The following is a 16,093-nucleotide window of genomic DNA, read 5'->3' on the forward strand; positions in this document are numbered from 1 at the left end:
GGTCGGATCCCGCCGACAGTCAAGGAGTTGGCGGGCCGCCCGCGGGACCGTGATGCGATCGGATCCTTGCGGCGGCTACACGGCGGCCGGCTTCCGCGAGGCCTTCGCCTTGAGCACCACGGTGTCGGCGTCCAGGTGGTCGTCGCCGCAGGCGTGCACGTACTCCTCGTAGGTGCCGTGGTAGTCGCGGATCCCGGCGGGGCTGATCTCAACGATGCGCGTGGCCAGCTGGTTCACGAACCAGCGGTCGTGGCTGACCAGGATCAGCGTTCCCTCGTACCCCTGCAGCGCGGCCACCAGCGCCTCGATCGACTCCAGGTCCAGGTGGTTGGTGGGCTCGTCCAGCACCAGCACGTTGGGCTGCTCCAGCGCCAGCCGGCTGAACACCAGCCGCGCCGCCTCGCCGCCGGAGAGCGCGGCCAGGCGCTTCTGCCCGTCGTCGCCGCTGAACAGCATCAGCCCCAGGTGGCCGCGCACGAAGCCGCGGTCCTTCCCCGGCGCGAAGTCCCACAGCCACTGCTCGGCCGTCTTGTCGACGTCCTCCAGCTGCTCGTGGTGGTCCTGCGCGAAGTAGCCGGGGTGCGTCTCGTATCCCCACTCCACCGCGCCCGCGTCGGCCTCCAGGTCGCCCACCAGAATCTTGAGCAGCGTCGACTTGCCGATCCCGTTCGGCCCCATGATCACCAGGCGGTCGCCGCGGTTCACCTGCAGCGAGACGCCGGGAAGGACCTCCTTCTCCCCGAAGCTCTTCGCCACCCCGGCGATCTTCAGCACCTCCTTGCCGCTCGGACGCCGCTGCACGAAGCGAAACTTCGGATAGCGCCGCGAGCTGCCGGGAAGCTCCTCCAGCTCCTCGGCCTTGCGCTCGATCATCCGCAGCTTGCTCTGCGCCTGCCGCGCCTTGCTGGCCTTGGCCTTGAAGCGGTCCACGAACTTCTGGTGGTGCGCGATCTCCTTCTGCCGCCCCTCGATCTCCTTCTCCTTGCGCTCGCGGTCCTCCACCTTCTGCACCGTGAAGTCCGTGTAGTTGCCGCGGTAGAGGGTCACCGTCTGGTAGTCCACGTCCAGGATCCCCGTGGCCACGTTGTCGAGGAAGCGGTGGTCGTGGGAGATGACGGCCACGGGCCCCGCGAAGTCGTGGAGAAACTTCTCCAGCCAGCGGATGGAGAGGATGTCGAGGTGGTTCGTCGGCTCGTCCAGCAGCAGCACGTCGGGGTTCCCCGCCAGCACCTGCGCGAGGAGCACGCGCAGCCGGAAGCCGCCGGAGAGCGTCGACAGCGGCTGCCGGTGCACCTCGGCGGGGATGCCGAGGCCCTCGAGGATGGTGGCGGCGCGCGCCTCGGCGGTGTAGCCGTCCAGCCGCTGCACCGTGTCTTCGAGCTCGCCGAAGCGCTCGTAGTCGAACTCCTCGTGCGCGCGGGCCAGGATGGCTTCCTTCTCGACGATGGCGTCCCACAGCTCGGGGTTGCCCATCAGCGCCACGCCCAGGATCTCCTCGTGCTCGTAGAGGAACTGGTCCTGCCGCAGCACGCCGACGCGGGCGGACTTGGGGATGGAGACGGTGCCCTTCGTGGCCTCCGCGTCGCCGGCGAGGATGCGCAGGAGCGTGGTCTTGCCGGAGCCGTTGGCGCCCACGATGCCGTAGCGCTCGCCGGGATTGAGCTGGAACGCGGCGTCGGCGAAGAGCACGCGATCGCCGAACGACTTCTCGAGGCTGGATACGGAGATCATGATCGTAGCGCGGGAGCGGGTGCGAAACCGACGCTCCCCTTGGATGGACGGACGAACAGAAAAACACACCGCGGGGCGATGGCGTCCCGCGGTGTGTGCTGCTTCGGACGCGGTGATACCCGGCTGCGGCGGGATCGTTCGGCGCGAGTGGCGGAGATCCTGCCGGCCGCCGGCTCCCCCCCACCCCCGGCCCCTCCCCCACGAGACCCCACGAGGGGGGAGGGATGGGGGAGGGGAGACCTCAGCGCGGGGACGGGCTTCAGTTCACGCGCTTAGTTCTCCCCCGCCCCCGCGAAGCGGGGGAGGGGGCCGGGGGGAGGGGGCCACCTGCGGCCGCGCACAAGCCAGCACATCGCACCAATCTCTACCCCGGGTTGCGACAAAGAATCGGCGCGGAGAGCCGTCTCCCCGCGCCGATTCTCCTCCCAGTCCTCCCCCGTCAGCTCTCGATCGTCCAGCGCACGGGGATCGTCGTCGTCACGCGGACCGTCTTGCCGCGCGACTTGGCCGGGGTGAAGCGCATCTGGCTCACGATGCGGCGGGCCGCGGCCGAGAAGGCCTCGTCGGTCGACGACACCACCTCGACGGTCCCGGCCTCCACGTGGCCGTCCTCGCCGATCACGAACTGCAGCACGGTCTCGCCCGTCACCCCCGCCTCGCGCAGCGACGACGGATAGACGCGCTGGAGGGCGCGCTGCACGTCTTCCTGGTTGCGCAGCGAGGGGCGCACGTCCACCGCGCTCTCGTCCATCGGGCCGCTGCTCGCGGGCTCCTCGGCCGGCGGGGCGGGCGGGGCGGGCGGGGCGGGCGGAGCGGGCTCGGTGTTGCCGGTGGGCGCGCGGTTGTCGGACGCGTCGGTCTGCCCCACCACGTCACCTTCCTTCCCGACGCCGCTGACGTCGGCCAGCGTGATGGGCGTGGCGTTGGGGTTCGCGGCCGGCAGCACGTTCGGCGTGGTCTCCGGCGGGCGCGGGGTGACGAAATCACCCTTCACCGGCGGCGCGGGCGTGGGCGGCGCCTCGCGCGGCGTCTCGATCTTCGGCTGCTCGATGCGGGGCTCCTCGACCTTCGGCGCGAGCTCCACCCTGGGCGGCGGAGGCGGCTCGGGCGGGGGTGGCGGAGGGGGTTTCGGCTTGTCTTCGAGGTTCCACTCGGCGATGACCTCCTCCTTCACCGTCCGCGCGTCGGCCTCCTTCGCGAAGGCCAGCAGCGCGCCGATCACCGCGCCGTGCGCGACCACCGAGGCCGCGACGGTGCTCGGACTCCAGCGATTCCTGCGTCTCCCTGATCCGTTGTTGTACAAGGCCAGCATCTCAAGCTCCTGCAAGGGCTCCTGCAACCTCGGATTCGAGCCCACAAACATTTGCAAGTGCCGGGCCATCAATCTAGTGTAAGTTGTTGAAAAACATGTAGATAGATGAAAATCAAGAAACTGGCGGAGATGAGATTCCAGTCTGCGTGAAAGGCAATCAAAATGAACGAAAACAGCAGGTCTCACGCAGAGTTAGCAGAGTCAGCAGTAAACTGCAGTTTTCTGCTGACTCTGCTAACTCTGCGTGAGACCAATTCAGATTGAGTAGCAAGCAAAAGCAAGGCACCGCGAGCCGATTCCGGCCCGCGGTGCCCTTGGATTTCGTGCTTCCGGCGATCAGCCCCTCACCGGATGCGCGTCACCCGGCCGGCGCGGTCGATGGTGTAGCGCGCGCCCACCCACACGTCGTTCTCCAGCTTGATCGAGCCGGGGACCGCGTTCGCGCGGAGCGAGAGCGACACCGAGAACGGGTCGGCGCCGGCCACGTTCACCGTGTACCCCAGGTCGATCAGCGACCGCACGGTCAGCTCGCTGAGCGGGTTGGTGCTGCCGCCGTTCAGGAAGCCGGTCATCAGCTCGGTGCCCAGCACCGCCTCGCGCCAGTGCACGTTGGCCGTGCCGCCGCCGCCGGTGTTCTCCACCGGCACCTTGTTGCCGCCGGTGTAGCTGGCCCCGCCGATGTTGTTGAAGCCGGTCAGGCCGTTGGCGCCGCTGTACCAGGTGTCCTGCGGGATCCCCTGCGACGGCTCCTGCAGCAGCCCGAAGGTGTTCCACAGCGACCCGATCCCCACCACGTGCCCCATCTCGTGCGTGATCACCTCGCCCAGATGGCCGCCGGCCTCCAGGTTGGCCATGTCGGCCGCGTCGAAGCGCATCGTCCCCACGATCGGCAGCCCGCCCGAGCGGCGGATGCACCACCCTGCCGAGCCCAGGATCGACCCCGGCCCGTCGATGTTCTCCACCGCCGCGAAGATCACCAGGTCGTCGACGTTGAAGTTCAGCGCCGGCGAGTTGGAGCCGCAGGTGCCGGCCGCCACGTTCGGGGTGAGGTTGGCCAGGTCGCCGGTGATCAGCCCGCCCCAGCGCGCCGCGGCGCCGTCGAAGGCCGCGCGCTGCGCCACCGTCATCGTGGTGGTGGGGCACAGGGTGATGGCGTAGCCGCCCCCGCCGCCGCCCGTGCACCCCACGCCGGTGAAGATCACCGGGTTCCCCGTCAGCCCCGCGCCGGCCACCGTGGCGGTGATCTGGTTGGGCCCCGAGTTGCCGAGCGTCCAGCTCCCCAGCGTGGCCACGCCCGCGGCGTTGGTCGTGGCCGTCGCCCCGGTGAGCGTGCCGCCGCCGCTGGTCACCGCGAAGGTCACGGTGATCCCCGCGATGGGGGTGCCGCCCGGGTCCTTCACGATCACCGACGGCGCGACCGGCACCGCGGTTCCCGCCATCGCCGCCTGCTGGTTGCCGCCGTTGGCCGCCACCGAGCCCGGCACCGAGGGCACCCCCTGCGCGGTGAAGGAGACGGTCAGCGCCGTCCCCGTCACCGTGGCCTGCAGCGTGTTCGTCCCCGAGGCGGCGCCCAGCGTCCACCCTCCCGGCGCGGCCAGCCCGTCGGGCCCCGTGGTGGCGGGCGAGCCGGCCACGCTCCCGCCGCCGCCGGTGACGGTGAAGGTCACCGACGCGCCGGTGACGGGGTTGCCGAACGCGTCCACCACCCGCACCACCGGCGCCAGCGGGAGCGCGGCGCCCGTGGCGCCCGTCTGCCCGTTCCCCGACGAGATGGAGATGGCCGCGGCCGGGCCCGACACGGCGGTGACGCCGAAGCTCACCGACGACGCCCCCGCGGTGGCGGTCACCGCCTGCGCCGTGGCGGTCGACAGCCCCAGCGTCCAGGTGGTGGTCGCGCTCCCGTCGGCGCCGGTGGTGGCCGTGGTCACCGACAGCGAGCCGCCCCCGCTCACCGCGAACGTCACCTGCTGCCCGGCCACCGGCGCGCCCAGCCGGTCCACCACCGTCACCTTCAGCGGCGTGGCCAGCGCGGTGCCCACGGTGCCGGTCTGCAGGTCGCCCGCCGTCTTCTGCAGCCCCGCGGCGGCCTGCGCCACCTGCACGTTGGCCGAGCCGCTGGCCGTTCCCGCGCTGGCGGTGACCGTCGCGTTGCCGTTGGCGGCGGCGGTCACGATCGCGCTGTCGCCGCCGGCGCCCGCCACCGTGACGGCGGACGAGCTCGACGACCAGGAGAGCGACGGGTTGGCGATCACCCCGCCGCCCTGGTCGCGCACCGTGGCGTGCACCACGCGCGTGGCGCCCACCGCGTCGAGGGTGATGTTGCCGGGCGACAGGGAGACGCTGGAGGCCACGGTGAAATTGCCGGGGCCGTCGCCGCCGCCGCACCCCCAGAGGACGAGGGCGGACAGGGGGATGAAGAGCGTTCTGCGCATGTGGTGGGTTTCCCGGGCGCTGGTGCCCTGAAGCGGAAAGACGAGGCGCCGGCCGGCTCCTCGATCCATCGAGGTGGAGCCCGGTGCCGGAGGCCTGGATGCGTTACGGTGATCTCGCCGCGCCGGAGGGGCGGGCGTGGCGACGAAAGAGCCGATAACCATATGGAAACATATGTGTTTACGCAAGCCTCGGCCGGTATCAAAACGTCCAAGGGCTCTCATGGAGGACACGGAGATCGCGGAGAACTGAATCTCATCCTCCGTGAACTCCGTGGCCTCCGTGAGAGCCCGCGGTTTACGGACTCACCGCCCCGCGCCGGCCAGGTCGCGGATCGCGCCGGCCAGCATCCGCACGCGCGGCGCGTCGGCCGACGAGGCGGCGTAGCCCGCGACCTGCGCGGCCAGCGTGCGCAGCCCGGTCCGCCGCGTCGCCGCGGCGGAGACGCGCTCCAGCCGCCGCAGCTCGCTGGCGATGCGGTCGGTGCGCGCCGGGGCGAGCGCGTGGCCGCGCACCAGCTGGTCCAGGTACGCGCGGGCGACCACGAAGCTCGCCGGCCAGGTGATCTTCGTCTGGTCCTGCGGGTTGAACAGCTCCATCCGCACCAGCCTGGCCGCGTCGATCTCGTTCTGCGACAGGAACTCGCTGGGGGCGAGGGTGAAGACGTCCAGCCCGCGGCCGATCTCCGAGCCGTAGATGTGGCCGTTGTACCAGTACGCCGACCAGAAGCCGCTCAGCACCAGCTGCGGGCCCATCGGACCGCGGTCGAAGAAGGCGATCTCCTTCGGGTGCGCCGCGTCGGTGAAGTCGAAGACCGAGATCCCGCCCTGGTACCACGCCTGCACCATGATGTCGCGGCCGGGGACGGGGATGATCGACCCGTTGTGGGCCACGCAGTTCTCCTCGGCCGTCTGCGGCGCGGGAAGCTTGAAGTAGCCGCCCGGGCTCAGCTTGCGGTTGCTGCCCAGGGTGAAGATGGCATCGGAGCCCCACAGCGGCGGGTCGGTCGCCCGGCACCTGGCCTGGGTGCCGCCGCCCCACTCGTCGCTGAACAGCACCTTCGACGCGTCGTTGTTGAAGGTGGCCGAGTGCCAGTAGGCGAAGTTGGGGTCGCTCACCTCGTCGATGCGCACCGGGTTGGCCGGGTCGCGGATGTCCAGCAGGATGCCGTTCCCCGCGCAGGCGCCCGCCGCCAGCCCCATCTCGGGGTAGACGGTGATGTCGTGGCACTGGTTGGTCGTGGCCGTGGTCTGCGTCCCCTGCCCGTGCGCGCCGCCCTGCCACAGCCCGCCGATGGCCCCCGTCTGCCGGTTGGCGAAGATGCGCGGCGTGCTCACCACGCGCGCGTCCTGCGGCCGGTCGAGCGGGACGCGGATGACCTCGATGCGGAAGAGCGAGGTGTTGGGATCCTGGTCGGGCGACCGCCCCGAGCACCCGGTCAGCTCGCTGGGGCTGCGCACCGGCGCGGTGCCCGAGACGTAGATGTAGACGGCCGACGGGTCGCGCGGATCGGGAACGAGGGTGTGCGTGTGCGAGCCGCGGCAGGTCTGCACGGTGGTGATCTGCCGCGGGTGCTGCAGGTCGGTGATGTCGAAGATGCGCACCCCGCGGAAGCGGTCGGCGCTCACCGAGTCCTGGATCCCCTGCCCCCCGCAGTCCGTGCGCCCCCGCGTCTCCTCGACCGACACGAAGAGGAGGTTGCGGATGATGGAGACGTCGCCCTGCCCGCCCGGACAGACGTGCGTGACGCGCAGGGTCGGGTTCGCGGGATTGGAGATGTCCCACACCTGGAACCCGTTGAAGCCGCCCAGGAAGAGCAGGTTCCCCTTGAACGCCATGTCGGCGTTCAGGAACCCGAAGTCGCCCATGTTCGCGGTGTTGAAGAAGCCCTCGGGGCGATCGCGGTGCGCCACCAGATTCAGGTTGCGGATAGCCTGGCCGGCGTCGTGCCACCCGGCCTTCAGCCCCACGCGGGGGTCGGCCGGCTGCTGCGCGGCCGCGGCGCCGGCGCCCAGCAGCAGCGGCAGGAGGAGCGCGGTCGTCCGGCGTGCCATGGAGTGCGGTGTCATCTCGGCATTTCGAAAGAGGGTGTAGGGACTGCGCGGGATGGGCCGCGGCGGAACCAACTTAGGACTTAGGACTTTAGGACTTAGGACTACCTCGGGCGCGGCGCGGCCGGCGAGGTGGCGGCGAGCAGCGTCTGCATCCGCGCGATCTCCGCGCGCTGGTCGGCGTCCACGTCGCTGGCGAAGCGGTACGTCTCGGATTCCTGCGCGGCGCCCTGCGAGGCGAAGAGCTCCTCCACCATCCGCAGCGCGCCCTCGTGGTGGCGGATCATCCCTTCCAGGAACCGCGTCTCGAACTCCGCGCCGGTGGACGCGGCCAGGCGCGCCATCTCCTCGGGCGTGAGCATCCCCGGCATCAGCGCGTGCTGCATCCCGGGCATGTCGTGGCCCGCGTGCGCGTCGGCGGGCGGCGCCTCGAGCCCGCGGTCCTGCAGCCAGCGCCGCATCATCGCGATCTCGTCCTGCTGCGACAGGGCGATGCGCTGCGCCATCAGCCGCAGGTCTGCGCGCGTGGTGCGCTGCGGGACGAGCGCCGTCATCTCCAGCGCCTGCGCGTGGTGCGCGATCATCCCGCGCATGAAGCGCGCGTCCGCCTCCGTCCATCGGTGCGGGGCCGTATCCGCGCGCACGACGACCGGAGCCGGCGCGGGAGCGGGCGGAGACGAGGTCTGCGCCGTGGCCGCGCCGCACGCGCCGAGGGCGACGATCGACAGGAGGACGGCGGGGACCGCGGACAGCGACTTCATGCGCGCGAATTACTACGCCGGTGCGTGGGGATTCGGATCGGCTGCACGATGCAACCTCGCCGGATGCGCCGCAAGCGCGCGGGACGATGTGGGCCGCGATGCGGGGGTGTTCTCCACGTTCTTCATGCATCCGCGCGAAGCCATTCGTTCCGCGCACCTCGTTCGCGAGACGGGTGGGAAAATCTCCCGCTTGACTTATCCTCGTCGGAACGACTACGTACGAATCCACCTTCCCACGGCCACGGTTCTCCCCCGGGCCCGATGAAGCACTGGAACGAGACGGCACAGCTGCTCGACCGTGCCGCCGCGCTCGCCGCCGCGGGGCGGCGCGCGGCGCTGGCCACCGTGGTCGGCATCCGCGGCTCGGCCTACCGCCGCCCCGGCGCGCGGCTGCTGATCGAGAACGACGGCGCCACCCTCGGCGGCGTCAGCGGCGGCTGCCTGGAGGGCGACGTGCGCGAGGTCGCGCTCGACGTTCTCCGCACGGGCGTTCCCCGTCTTCTCCACTACGAAACCGGCGACGACGATTCGGTCGTCTGGGGCCTCGGGCTGGGTTGCTCGGGGGCCGTCGACGTGTTCGTACAGCCCGCGGACAGTCCGCGCGCGACGGACGGCCTCCGCGCCGTCCGCGCCCTCCTCGCCGGCGACGAGCCGTTCGCCATCTGCACGGTGATCGAGGGCGCCGTCGACCTCGGCCGTGTGGCCGCGTTCGGCGTCCATCGCGACGAAGCCGCGGCCACGGACCGGGCGCTGGAGCGGATCGCGGCGGCCGCCCTGGAGCGGGGCGAGTCCGGCCTGGAGCAGGCGGGACCGCGCCGCGTGTTCGTCGAGGTTCTCTCCCCTCCCCCATCGCTGTTCATCTGCGGCGCGGGCGACGATGCGCGGCCGCTGGCGGCGCTCGCCGCGAGCGCGGGGTTCGGCGTCACCGTCCTCGATCACCGCCCCGCGTACGTTACCGCCGAGCGATTTCCGGCCGCGCGCGGGCTGGTGTGCCGCCGCCCCGAGGCCGGCGCCGGCGACCTGCGCGTCGGCCCGGACGCGGCCGTCGTCTCCATGACCCATTCGTTCGCGCACGACCGCGACTGGCTGCGCGCGTTCCTGGCCACGGACGCGCGCTTCGTCGGCCTGCTGGGGCCGCGCGACCGGCGCGACGAGATCCTGCGCCAGCTCGGCCCGGACGACGACGTGCGCGTCTTCGCCCCCGTCGGGCTCGATCTCGCCGCGGACGGGCCGGAGCAGATCGCGGTCAGCATCGTCGCGGAGCTGCTGTCGGTGCGCGCCGGCCGCGAGCCCGGGCATCTCCGCGACCGCGAGGCGGCGATCCATGCCTGCTGACCACGTCGCGGGCGTGGTGCTGGCCGCCGGCGCCTCCACGCGCTTCGGCCGCAACAAGCTGTTGATCGAGATCGACGGCGAGACGCTGCTCCATCGCGCCGTGCGCCGCGCGGGCGAGGCGGGGCTCGATCCCGTGCTCGTCGTCGTCGGTCACGAGGCGGAGCGCGCGATGGCGGAGATCGCGGATCTCCCCTGCCGCGCGGTGCACAACCCTGACTTCGCGCAGGGGCAGAACTCGTCCGTGCGCGCGGGGATCGCGGCGGTGCCGGCGGATGCCGCGGCGGCGGTCATCATCCTCGCCGACATGCCGTTCGTCACCGCGGAGATGATCGCCGCGCTCGTCGATCGCTTCCGCGCGACGGGCGCGCCGCTCGTCATCTCCGAGTACGAGGGGGTGCACGCGCCGCCGACGCTGTACTCGCGCACGCTCTTCGCCGAGCTGGCGGCGGTGGAGGGCGAGCGGTGCGGGAAGCACGTGGTGAAGCAGCATCGGTTCGAGGCGGAGCGCGTCGCCTGGCCCGCGGCGGCGCTGGCGGACGTGGACGTGCCGGCGGATGTCGAGCGGGTGATGCCGCCCGCGGTGACGGTCTGAGAACGTGTGAACAGTGAGGAGACACCCGTCAGGTGTCATCCTGAGGGTGCGGAGCACCTAAGCCGCGTCGCCACCGAGCTCTGCGCGCCCGAAGGATCTACTCCCGGCATGCGCGAGGCCGGTCATGTCGGGCAGACATCTCCGCGGGCGCGAGTAGATCCTTCGGTCGGCGCCAGGCTCAGGTGCTTTGGAAAGTTCGGCGCGGCGCCTCCCTCAGGATGACATCGGGGAGGTGCGGGTTCGACAAATCCTGTCGGGAAGATACGAATGCGCGCTGAGCTGCTGAAGCTGGCCGCGGAGATGGCCGCGCAGGGGGAGGCATTCGCCCTCGCCACCGTCGTGCGCCGCGAGGCGCCTAGCTCGGCGCAGGTCGGCAACGTGGTGATCATCACCGCAGCGGGCGAGTTCCACGGGTGGCTGGGCGGCAGCTGCATCCGCCCCACCGTCCTACGCGAGGCAATCGCCGCGATCCGCGACGCACGTCCGCGGCTGATCTCCATCTCCCCCGACCCGGAGGCGGCGCGCCGCCCGGGCGTTACCGTCTTCGCCATGACCTGCCACAGCGGAGGGAGCGTGGAGATCTACGTCGAGCCGATGCTCCCCGCGCCGCGCCTCGCCGTCTTCGGCGCCACGCCCGTCGCGCGCGCGCTGGCCGGACTGGGCAGGGAGATGGGATACGCGGTGGAGACGGTCGACGCGCCGTCGCCGCATCCCCCTGCCCTGCATGGAGATGCGCCGCGCTTCGCCGTCGTCGCGACGCAGGGGGAGGGGGACGAGGAGGCGGTGGAGGCCGCGCTCGCGCTCGATCCCGCGTACCTCGGGGTGGTCGCCAGCCGCCGGCGGTTCGCGGAGATGCGGGAGATGCTCATCGCCCGCGGCGCCGATCCCGCGCGGCTGGACCGCATCCGCAACCCCGCCGGGCTCGATCTCGGCGCGGCGACGCCGGAGGAGGTCGCGCTCAGCATCCTCGCGGAGATCGTCCAGCTCCGCCGCGCGTCAGCCGAGGTGCCCCCCGACGAGGCGCGGGAGGAGCCCGCGGCGCCGGAGACGGCGCTCGATCCCGTCTGCGGGATGACGGTGGACGTCGCGACCGCGCGGCACACCGCGGAGCACGGCGGCGCGACGGTCTACTTCTGCTGCGCGGGGTGCAGGACGCGCTTCCTGGCCGAGCCAGGGTGGTTCATCGCCGCCCCGGCGCCGGTGTGAGGCGCGCGGTGTCTCCCGAGATCCAGGCGATCCTCGACGGGCTGGAGCGGCTCGGCTACATCGCCGACGCGCCCATCGCCACCGCCGTCTTCCTCGCGCGCGAGATGCGCAAGCCGCTGCTGCTGGAGGGCGACGCGGGCGGCGGCAAGACCGAGCTGGCCAAGGCGCTGGCGGCGCTCTTCGACACCGAGCTCGTCCGCCTGCAGTGCTACGAGGGGCTGGACGTGAGCACCGCGCTGTACGAGTGGAACTATCCGCGGCAGATGCTGCGCGCGCGGCTGGCCGAGGACGAGGGCCGCCCCGCGGCGGAGATCGAGGAGCTGATCTTCGGGCGCAGCTACCTCCTCGAACGCCCGCTGCTGCGCGCCATCACCCGGCGCGAAGGGCCCGCCGTACTGCTGATCGACGAGGTCGACCGCGCGGACGAGGGGTTCGAGGCGTTCCTGCTGGAGGTGCTGTCGGACTTCCAGGTCACCATCCCCGAGCTGGGAACGATCCGCGCCGAGCACGTGCCGTACGTGGTGCTCACCTCCAACCAGAGCCGCGAGATCGGCGACGCGCTGCGCCGGCGCTGCCTCTACCTCTACCTCGAGCACCCCACGCTCGAGCGCGAGGTGCGCATCATCCGCAGCCGCGTGCCCGGCGCGGGCGAGCGGCTGGCGGGCGAGATCGGGCGCTTCATGCAGGCGCTGCGCGGGCGGAGGCTGTCCAAGACGCCCGGCGTGGCCGAGTCGATCGACTGGGCGCAGGCGCTCCTCCGCCTCCACCGCGACCACCTCGACGCGGAGACGGTGGCGCAGACGCTCGGCTGCATCCTCAAGGACCGCCACGACCTGGCCGAGCTCGACGCGGAGGAGGTCGGCGCGCTCGTCGCGGCGGCGCAGGGCGCGGAGGCGGCGTGACGGGCGGCGACCTGGTCACGCACCTGGCGCACTTCGCCGGGGTGCTGCGGGCGCGGGGCGTGACCGTCGGCGTGGGCGACGAGGTCGATGGCGCGATGGCGCTCACCCTCGTCGATCTCGCGGATCGTCTCGAGGTGCACCGCGCCTTGAGGACGGCGATGAAGGTGCGCCGCCGCGACTGGGAGACCTTCGACGCCGCCTTCGGCCAGTTCTGGCTGGGGGATGGAGATTCGCCACGGGGCACGGTCCCCACCGGGCGCATCGCGGGCGCGCTGCCGCGGGGCGGGCTGCGGATCGCCGCGGCGGGGACGGAGGGCGATGGGGATGGCGGCGCGGGGGAGGGCGACACCCCCGGCTGGAGCGCGGAGATGCTGCTCCGCCGCAAGCCGTTCGACCAGTGCACGCCGGCGGACCTCGCCGCGATGGAGCGGCTGGTGGCGCGTCTGGCGATGAAGCTCGCGACGCGCCGCAGCCGCCGCCTGATCCCCACACGCGGACGCGGCGCGGCGGACCTGCGGCGGAGCCTGCGACGCGCGGTCTCGACGGGCGGGGAGATGGTGGCGCTGGCGCGGCGCGCGCGGCCGATCGAGGAGCCGCGGCTGGTGGTGCTCGCCGACACCAGCGGGTCGATGGACGCGCACACGCGCTTCCTCCTCGCGTTCGTGCTCTCCCTGCGCCGCGTGGCCAGGGGCGCGGAGGTGTTCACCTTCAACACCTCGCTGCAACGCGTGACGCCGCTGCTGAAGCCCGGCAACGTCGCCGCCACGCTCGACCGGCTGGCGGCGGGCGTCCCCGACTGGTCCGGCGGCACGCGCATCGGCGAGAGCCTGGCGGAGTTCGTGACGCGCTGGGCCGGCACCTACGTCGGCGCCCGCTCCGTCGTGCTGATCCTGAGCGACGGGCTGGACCGCGGCGATCCGTCGCTCGTCGCCGGGGCGATGCGGGCGCTGAAGGCGAAGGCGCGGCGCATCATCTGGCTCAACCCGCTGGCCGGCGACGCGCGCTACGAGCCCACCGCGCGGGCGATGGCCGCCGCGCTGCCCTACGTCGACCGCCTGGCGCCCGCGCACGACCTGGAGTCGCTGGAGCGCATCATCCCCGAACTGGTTTGAGGAGGACGATGGCCACCCGTCCCGAGATCGACTGCGAGCAGGCCCACGCCGGCCTGGCGGTGGAAGACATCCCCGCCGCGGTGGACTTCTACACGAACAAGCTGGGGTTCGACCTCGGCTTCACCTGGGGCGAGCCGCCGACCTTCGCCGGCGTGAACCTGGGCGACGTGCAGATGTTCCTGCAGAAGGGCGCGCCCGATCCGCAGGGGTGCTCGGTCTACTTCCTGGTCGGCGACGCGGACGAGCTGTGCGAGTTCCACCGCGCCAACGGCGTGGAGATCGTGCAGGAGCCGGGCGACCGCGACTACCACATCCGCGACTACACCGTGCGCGACCTGCACGGCTACTACCTGACCTTCGGCCGCCGCCTCTGGCTCGGCGACGGACCGGAGATCCCGATCGAGCGCGTGGACGTGCCCGTGCGGCTGGAGAAGCGGCTCGCGGCGCTTCTCCACGATCTCGCCGAGCACAAGCGGATGAGCCTGAGCAGCTGCCTCGAGGAGATCCTGCTGCACACCAACGAGCCGCTCGGCGACGGGGTCGCGAGCCCGCACACGAAGGCCGATCTCCGCTACATCCAGCGGCTGAAGCAGAAGCACGGCATCGACTACGACAGCCACGGCAGCTACCGCTTCGTGGAGAAGTGACGTGGAGGTGTGAGATCGTGAGTGACACCCGTCCGGGTGTCATCCTGAGGGCGCGAAGCACCGAACCCGCGTGCGCCACAAAACCATGCGCGCCCGAAGGATCTTGCCTGGTCCGCCCGGACATCCGGTCGGAAGAGCTGGCCTTTCCGCGGGGTCGAGTAGATCCTTCGGTCGGCGCCCAAACGCTTGCGCGGACGAGACTTCGGTGCGGCGCCTCCCTCAGGATGACACTGGGAGGCGTTGCGAAGAGGAATCGAGCAACGAACGAGTGGACGCGAGCCGTAGGCCGCGACGGAGCGGAACAGCCTCGCGCAGTTTGCGAGGCTTCCCGTGGTTGTAGCTGCGGCTTCAGCCGCCCGTAAGGACCCCGAGCCCGAGGGCACCCGATGGAGATCTCCAAGAGCTTCGTGGTGAACGCGCCGGCGGCGGCGGCGTGGGAGTTCCTGACCGAGCCCGCGCGCGTGGTCCGCTGCCTTCCCGGTGCCGCGCTCGGCGAGCAGGTGGACGAGCACTCGCACGCAGGCACCATCAGCATCAAGGTCGGCCCGGTGCAGGCGTCCTACCGCGGCACCATGCGCTTCGAGCGGCTGGACCGCGACGCGCTGACCGCCGAGATCTCCGCGCAGGGGCAGGAGACGCGCGGCCGCGGCGGCGCGAAGATGACCATGACCAGCCGCCTGGTGGAGATCACGCCGAGCGAGACGGAGATCCACGTCACCTCCGACGTGCAGGTGATGGGCGTCCTCGCCCAGTTCGGCCGCGGGATGATCCAGGACGTCAGTGACCAGCTCTTCCAGAAGTTCGTCGACTGCGCCCGCGCGACCCTCGAATCCCCCGCCCCGGCCGAGGCCGCGCCCGCCACGCCCGTCCCCGCAACCATCCCCATCGCCGACGCGGGGCCGCCGATCGACCCCGGCTCGCCCGTGCCGTCCGCCGCCGCGGCCGTGCCCCTCGCCGCGGCGTCCGCGGTGCCCGCCGCCACGCTCCCCGTCGCGGGCGAGCCCATCGACGCGCTGTCGCTGGGCGGCGCGGCGCTGGGGCGGGCCGCGGGACGGGCCGCGCGCCGTCCCGTCGTCTGGGTCGCCGCCCTCGCCATCGTGCTCGTCGTGGTCTGGCTCTTCCGCCGCTGAAAGGAGGCTGCCGATGATCCCCGCACCATTCGACTACCACGCCCCGGAAACGCTGGCCGACGCCATCGCCCTGCTGCGCCGGCACGGCGACGACGCCAAGGTGCTGTCCGGCGGCCAGAGCCTGCTGCCGCTGCTCAAGCTGCGGATGGGCTGGGCCGGCCAGCTCATCGACATCGGGCGCATCGCCGGGCTGGACTACATCCGCGAGGAGAACGGCTTCCTGAAGATCGGCGGCCGCACCCGCGAGTCCGCGCTCGAGCGCTCGGATCTCATCCGCCAGCGCTACCCCATCCTCCACGACACCGCCGTCGTCATCGCCGACCCGCTGGTCCGCAACCGCGCCACCGTCGGCGGCAACCTGGCGCACGCCGATCCCGCGAACGATCACCCCGCGACCATGCTGGCGCTGCGCGCCGAGGTCGTGGCCATCGGCGGGCGGGGGATGCGCGTGATCCCCATCGACCAGTTCTTCACCGGGCTGTTCACCACCGCGCTGGCGGGCGACGAGATCCTGATCGAGATCCGCGTCCCCACGCCGCCGGCCGGGAGCGGCGGCGCGTACGTCAAGCTCGAGCGCAAGGTGGGCGACTTCGCCACGGCGGCGGCCGCCGCGCAGGTGACGCTCGCGGCCGACGGCACCGTCGAGCGCGTGGGGATCGGGCTCACCGCCGCGGGCCCGACGCCCATCCGCGCCTCCGCGGCGGAGACATTCCTCGCCGGGAAGGCGCCCGACGCGGAGGTGATCGCGGAGGCCGCGCGGCTGGCCGGCGAGGCGGCGATGCCGTCGCCCGACCGGCGGGGATCGGTGGAATACAAGCGCAACATGGCACGCGTGCTCACCGGCCGCGCGCTCAACCGGGCCCTCGAACGCGCGGGAGGATGAC

13 protein-coding genes are annotated in these 16,093 nt (G+C 72.0%); 8 read left to right on the forward strand and 5 right to left on the reverse strand.

The window, feature by feature from the left end:
* Window positions 1–75: 75 nt before the first annotated feature.
* The 5 genes from VF092_02515 to VF092_02535 all read right to left on the reverse strand — a co-directional run bounded on the left by VF092_02515 (window position 76) and on the right by VF092_02535 (window position 8,285).
* Window positions 76–1,731 carry an ABC-F family ATP-binding cassette domain-containing protein gene (locus tag VF092_02515; GenBank protein ID HEX6746160.1) on the reverse strand — a complete coding sequence of 552 codons (1,656 nt, stop codon included), beginning with the start codon at window positions 1,729–1,731 and terminating at the stop codon, window positions 76–78.
* 439 nt (window positions 1,732–2,170) lie between these two features.
* Window positions 2,171–3,043, reverse strand: coding sequence for a TonB family protein (locus tag VF092_02520; protein HEX6746161.1), 873 nt, complete (start codon window positions 3,041–3,043; stop codon window positions 2,171–2,173).
* A gap of 344 nt (window positions 3,044–3,387) precedes the next feature.
* A complete protein-coding gene (locus VF092_02525) occupies window positions 3,388–5,475 on the reverse strand; it encodes an Ig-like domain-containing protein (GenBank protein ID HEX6746162.1) in 2,088 nt (695 codons plus the stop codon).
* Between the two features lie 303 nt (window positions 5,476–5,778).
* Entirely contained in the window at window positions 5,779–7,527 is a 1,749-nt protein-coding gene (locus VF092_02530; protein ID HEX6746163.1) for a hypothetical protein, read from the reverse strand.
* A gap of 101 nt (window positions 7,528–7,628) precedes the next feature.
* Window positions 7,629–8,285 (reverse strand): DUF305 domain-containing protein, encoded by a 657-nt coding sequence (locus VF092_02535; GenBank protein HEX6746164.1) that lies wholly within the window; start codon window positions 8,283–8,285, stop codon window positions 7,629–7,631.
* Window positions 8,286–8,546: 261 nt separating this feature from the next.
* Here VF092_02535 and VF092_02540 point away from each other — a divergent pair, with 261 nt between their 5' ends.
* The 8 genes from VF092_02540 (at window position 8,547) to VF092_02575 (ending at window position 16,092) form a co-directional block, all read left to right on the forward strand.
* On the forward strand, window positions 8,547–9,620 hold the full coding sequence (locus VF092_02540; protein HEX6746165.1) for an XdhC family protein: 1,074 nt from the start codon (window positions 8,547–8,549) through the stop codon (window positions 9,618–9,620).
* Window positions 9,610–10,212 (forward strand): nucleotidyltransferase family protein, encoded by a 603-nt coding sequence (locus tag VF092_02545; GenBank protein HEX6746166.1) that lies wholly within the window; start codon window positions 9,610–9,612, stop codon window positions 10,210–10,212. The genes VF092_02540 and VF092_02545 overlap by 11 nt, the downstream gene beginning before the upstream one ends.
* Before the next feature lie 267 nt (window positions 10,213–10,479).
* Entirely contained in the window at window positions 10,480–11,418 is a 939-nt protein-coding gene (locus VF092_02550; GenBank protein ID HEX6746167.1) for an XdhC family protein, read from the forward strand.
* An 8-nt stretch (window positions 11,419–11,426) separates the two neighbouring features.
* On the forward strand, window positions 11,427–12,320 hold the full coding sequence (locus VF092_02555) for a MoxR family ATPase (protein ID HEX6746168.1): 894 nt from the start codon (window positions 11,427–11,429) through the stop codon (window positions 12,318–12,320).
* Window positions 12,317–13,432, forward strand: a complete 1,116-nt coding sequence (locus VF092_02560; protein HEX6746169.1) for a VWA domain-containing protein — start codon at window positions 12,317–12,319, stop codon at window positions 13,430–13,432. Before VF092_02555 ends, VF092_02560 begins: the two co-directional genes overlap by 4 nt.
* Window positions 13,433–13,440: 8 nt before the next feature.
* Window positions 13,441–14,079 carry a VOC family protein gene (locus tag VF092_02565; protein ID HEX6746170.1) on the forward strand — a complete coding sequence of 213 codons (639 nt, stop codon included), beginning with the start codon at window positions 13,441–13,443 and terminating at the stop codon, window positions 14,077–14,079.
* A 386-nt stretch (window positions 14,080–14,465) separates the two neighbouring features.
* A complete protein-coding gene (locus tag VF092_02570) occupies window positions 14,466–15,209 on the forward strand; it encodes an SRPBCC family protein (GenBank protein ID HEX6746171.1) in 744 nt (247 codons plus the stop codon).
* 13 nt (window positions 15,210–15,222) lie between these two features.
* A complete protein-coding gene (locus VF092_02575; GenBank protein HEX6746172.1) occupies window positions 15,223–16,092 on the forward strand; it encodes a xanthine dehydrogenase family protein subunit M in 870 nt (289 codons plus the stop codon).
* Window position 16,093: the final 1 nt, after the last annotated feature.

The organism is Longimicrobium sp. (assembly GCA_036377595.1).
Classification (GTDB): domain Bacteria; phylum Gemmatimonadota; class Gemmatimonadetes; order Longimicrobiales; family Longimicrobiaceae; genus Longimicrobium.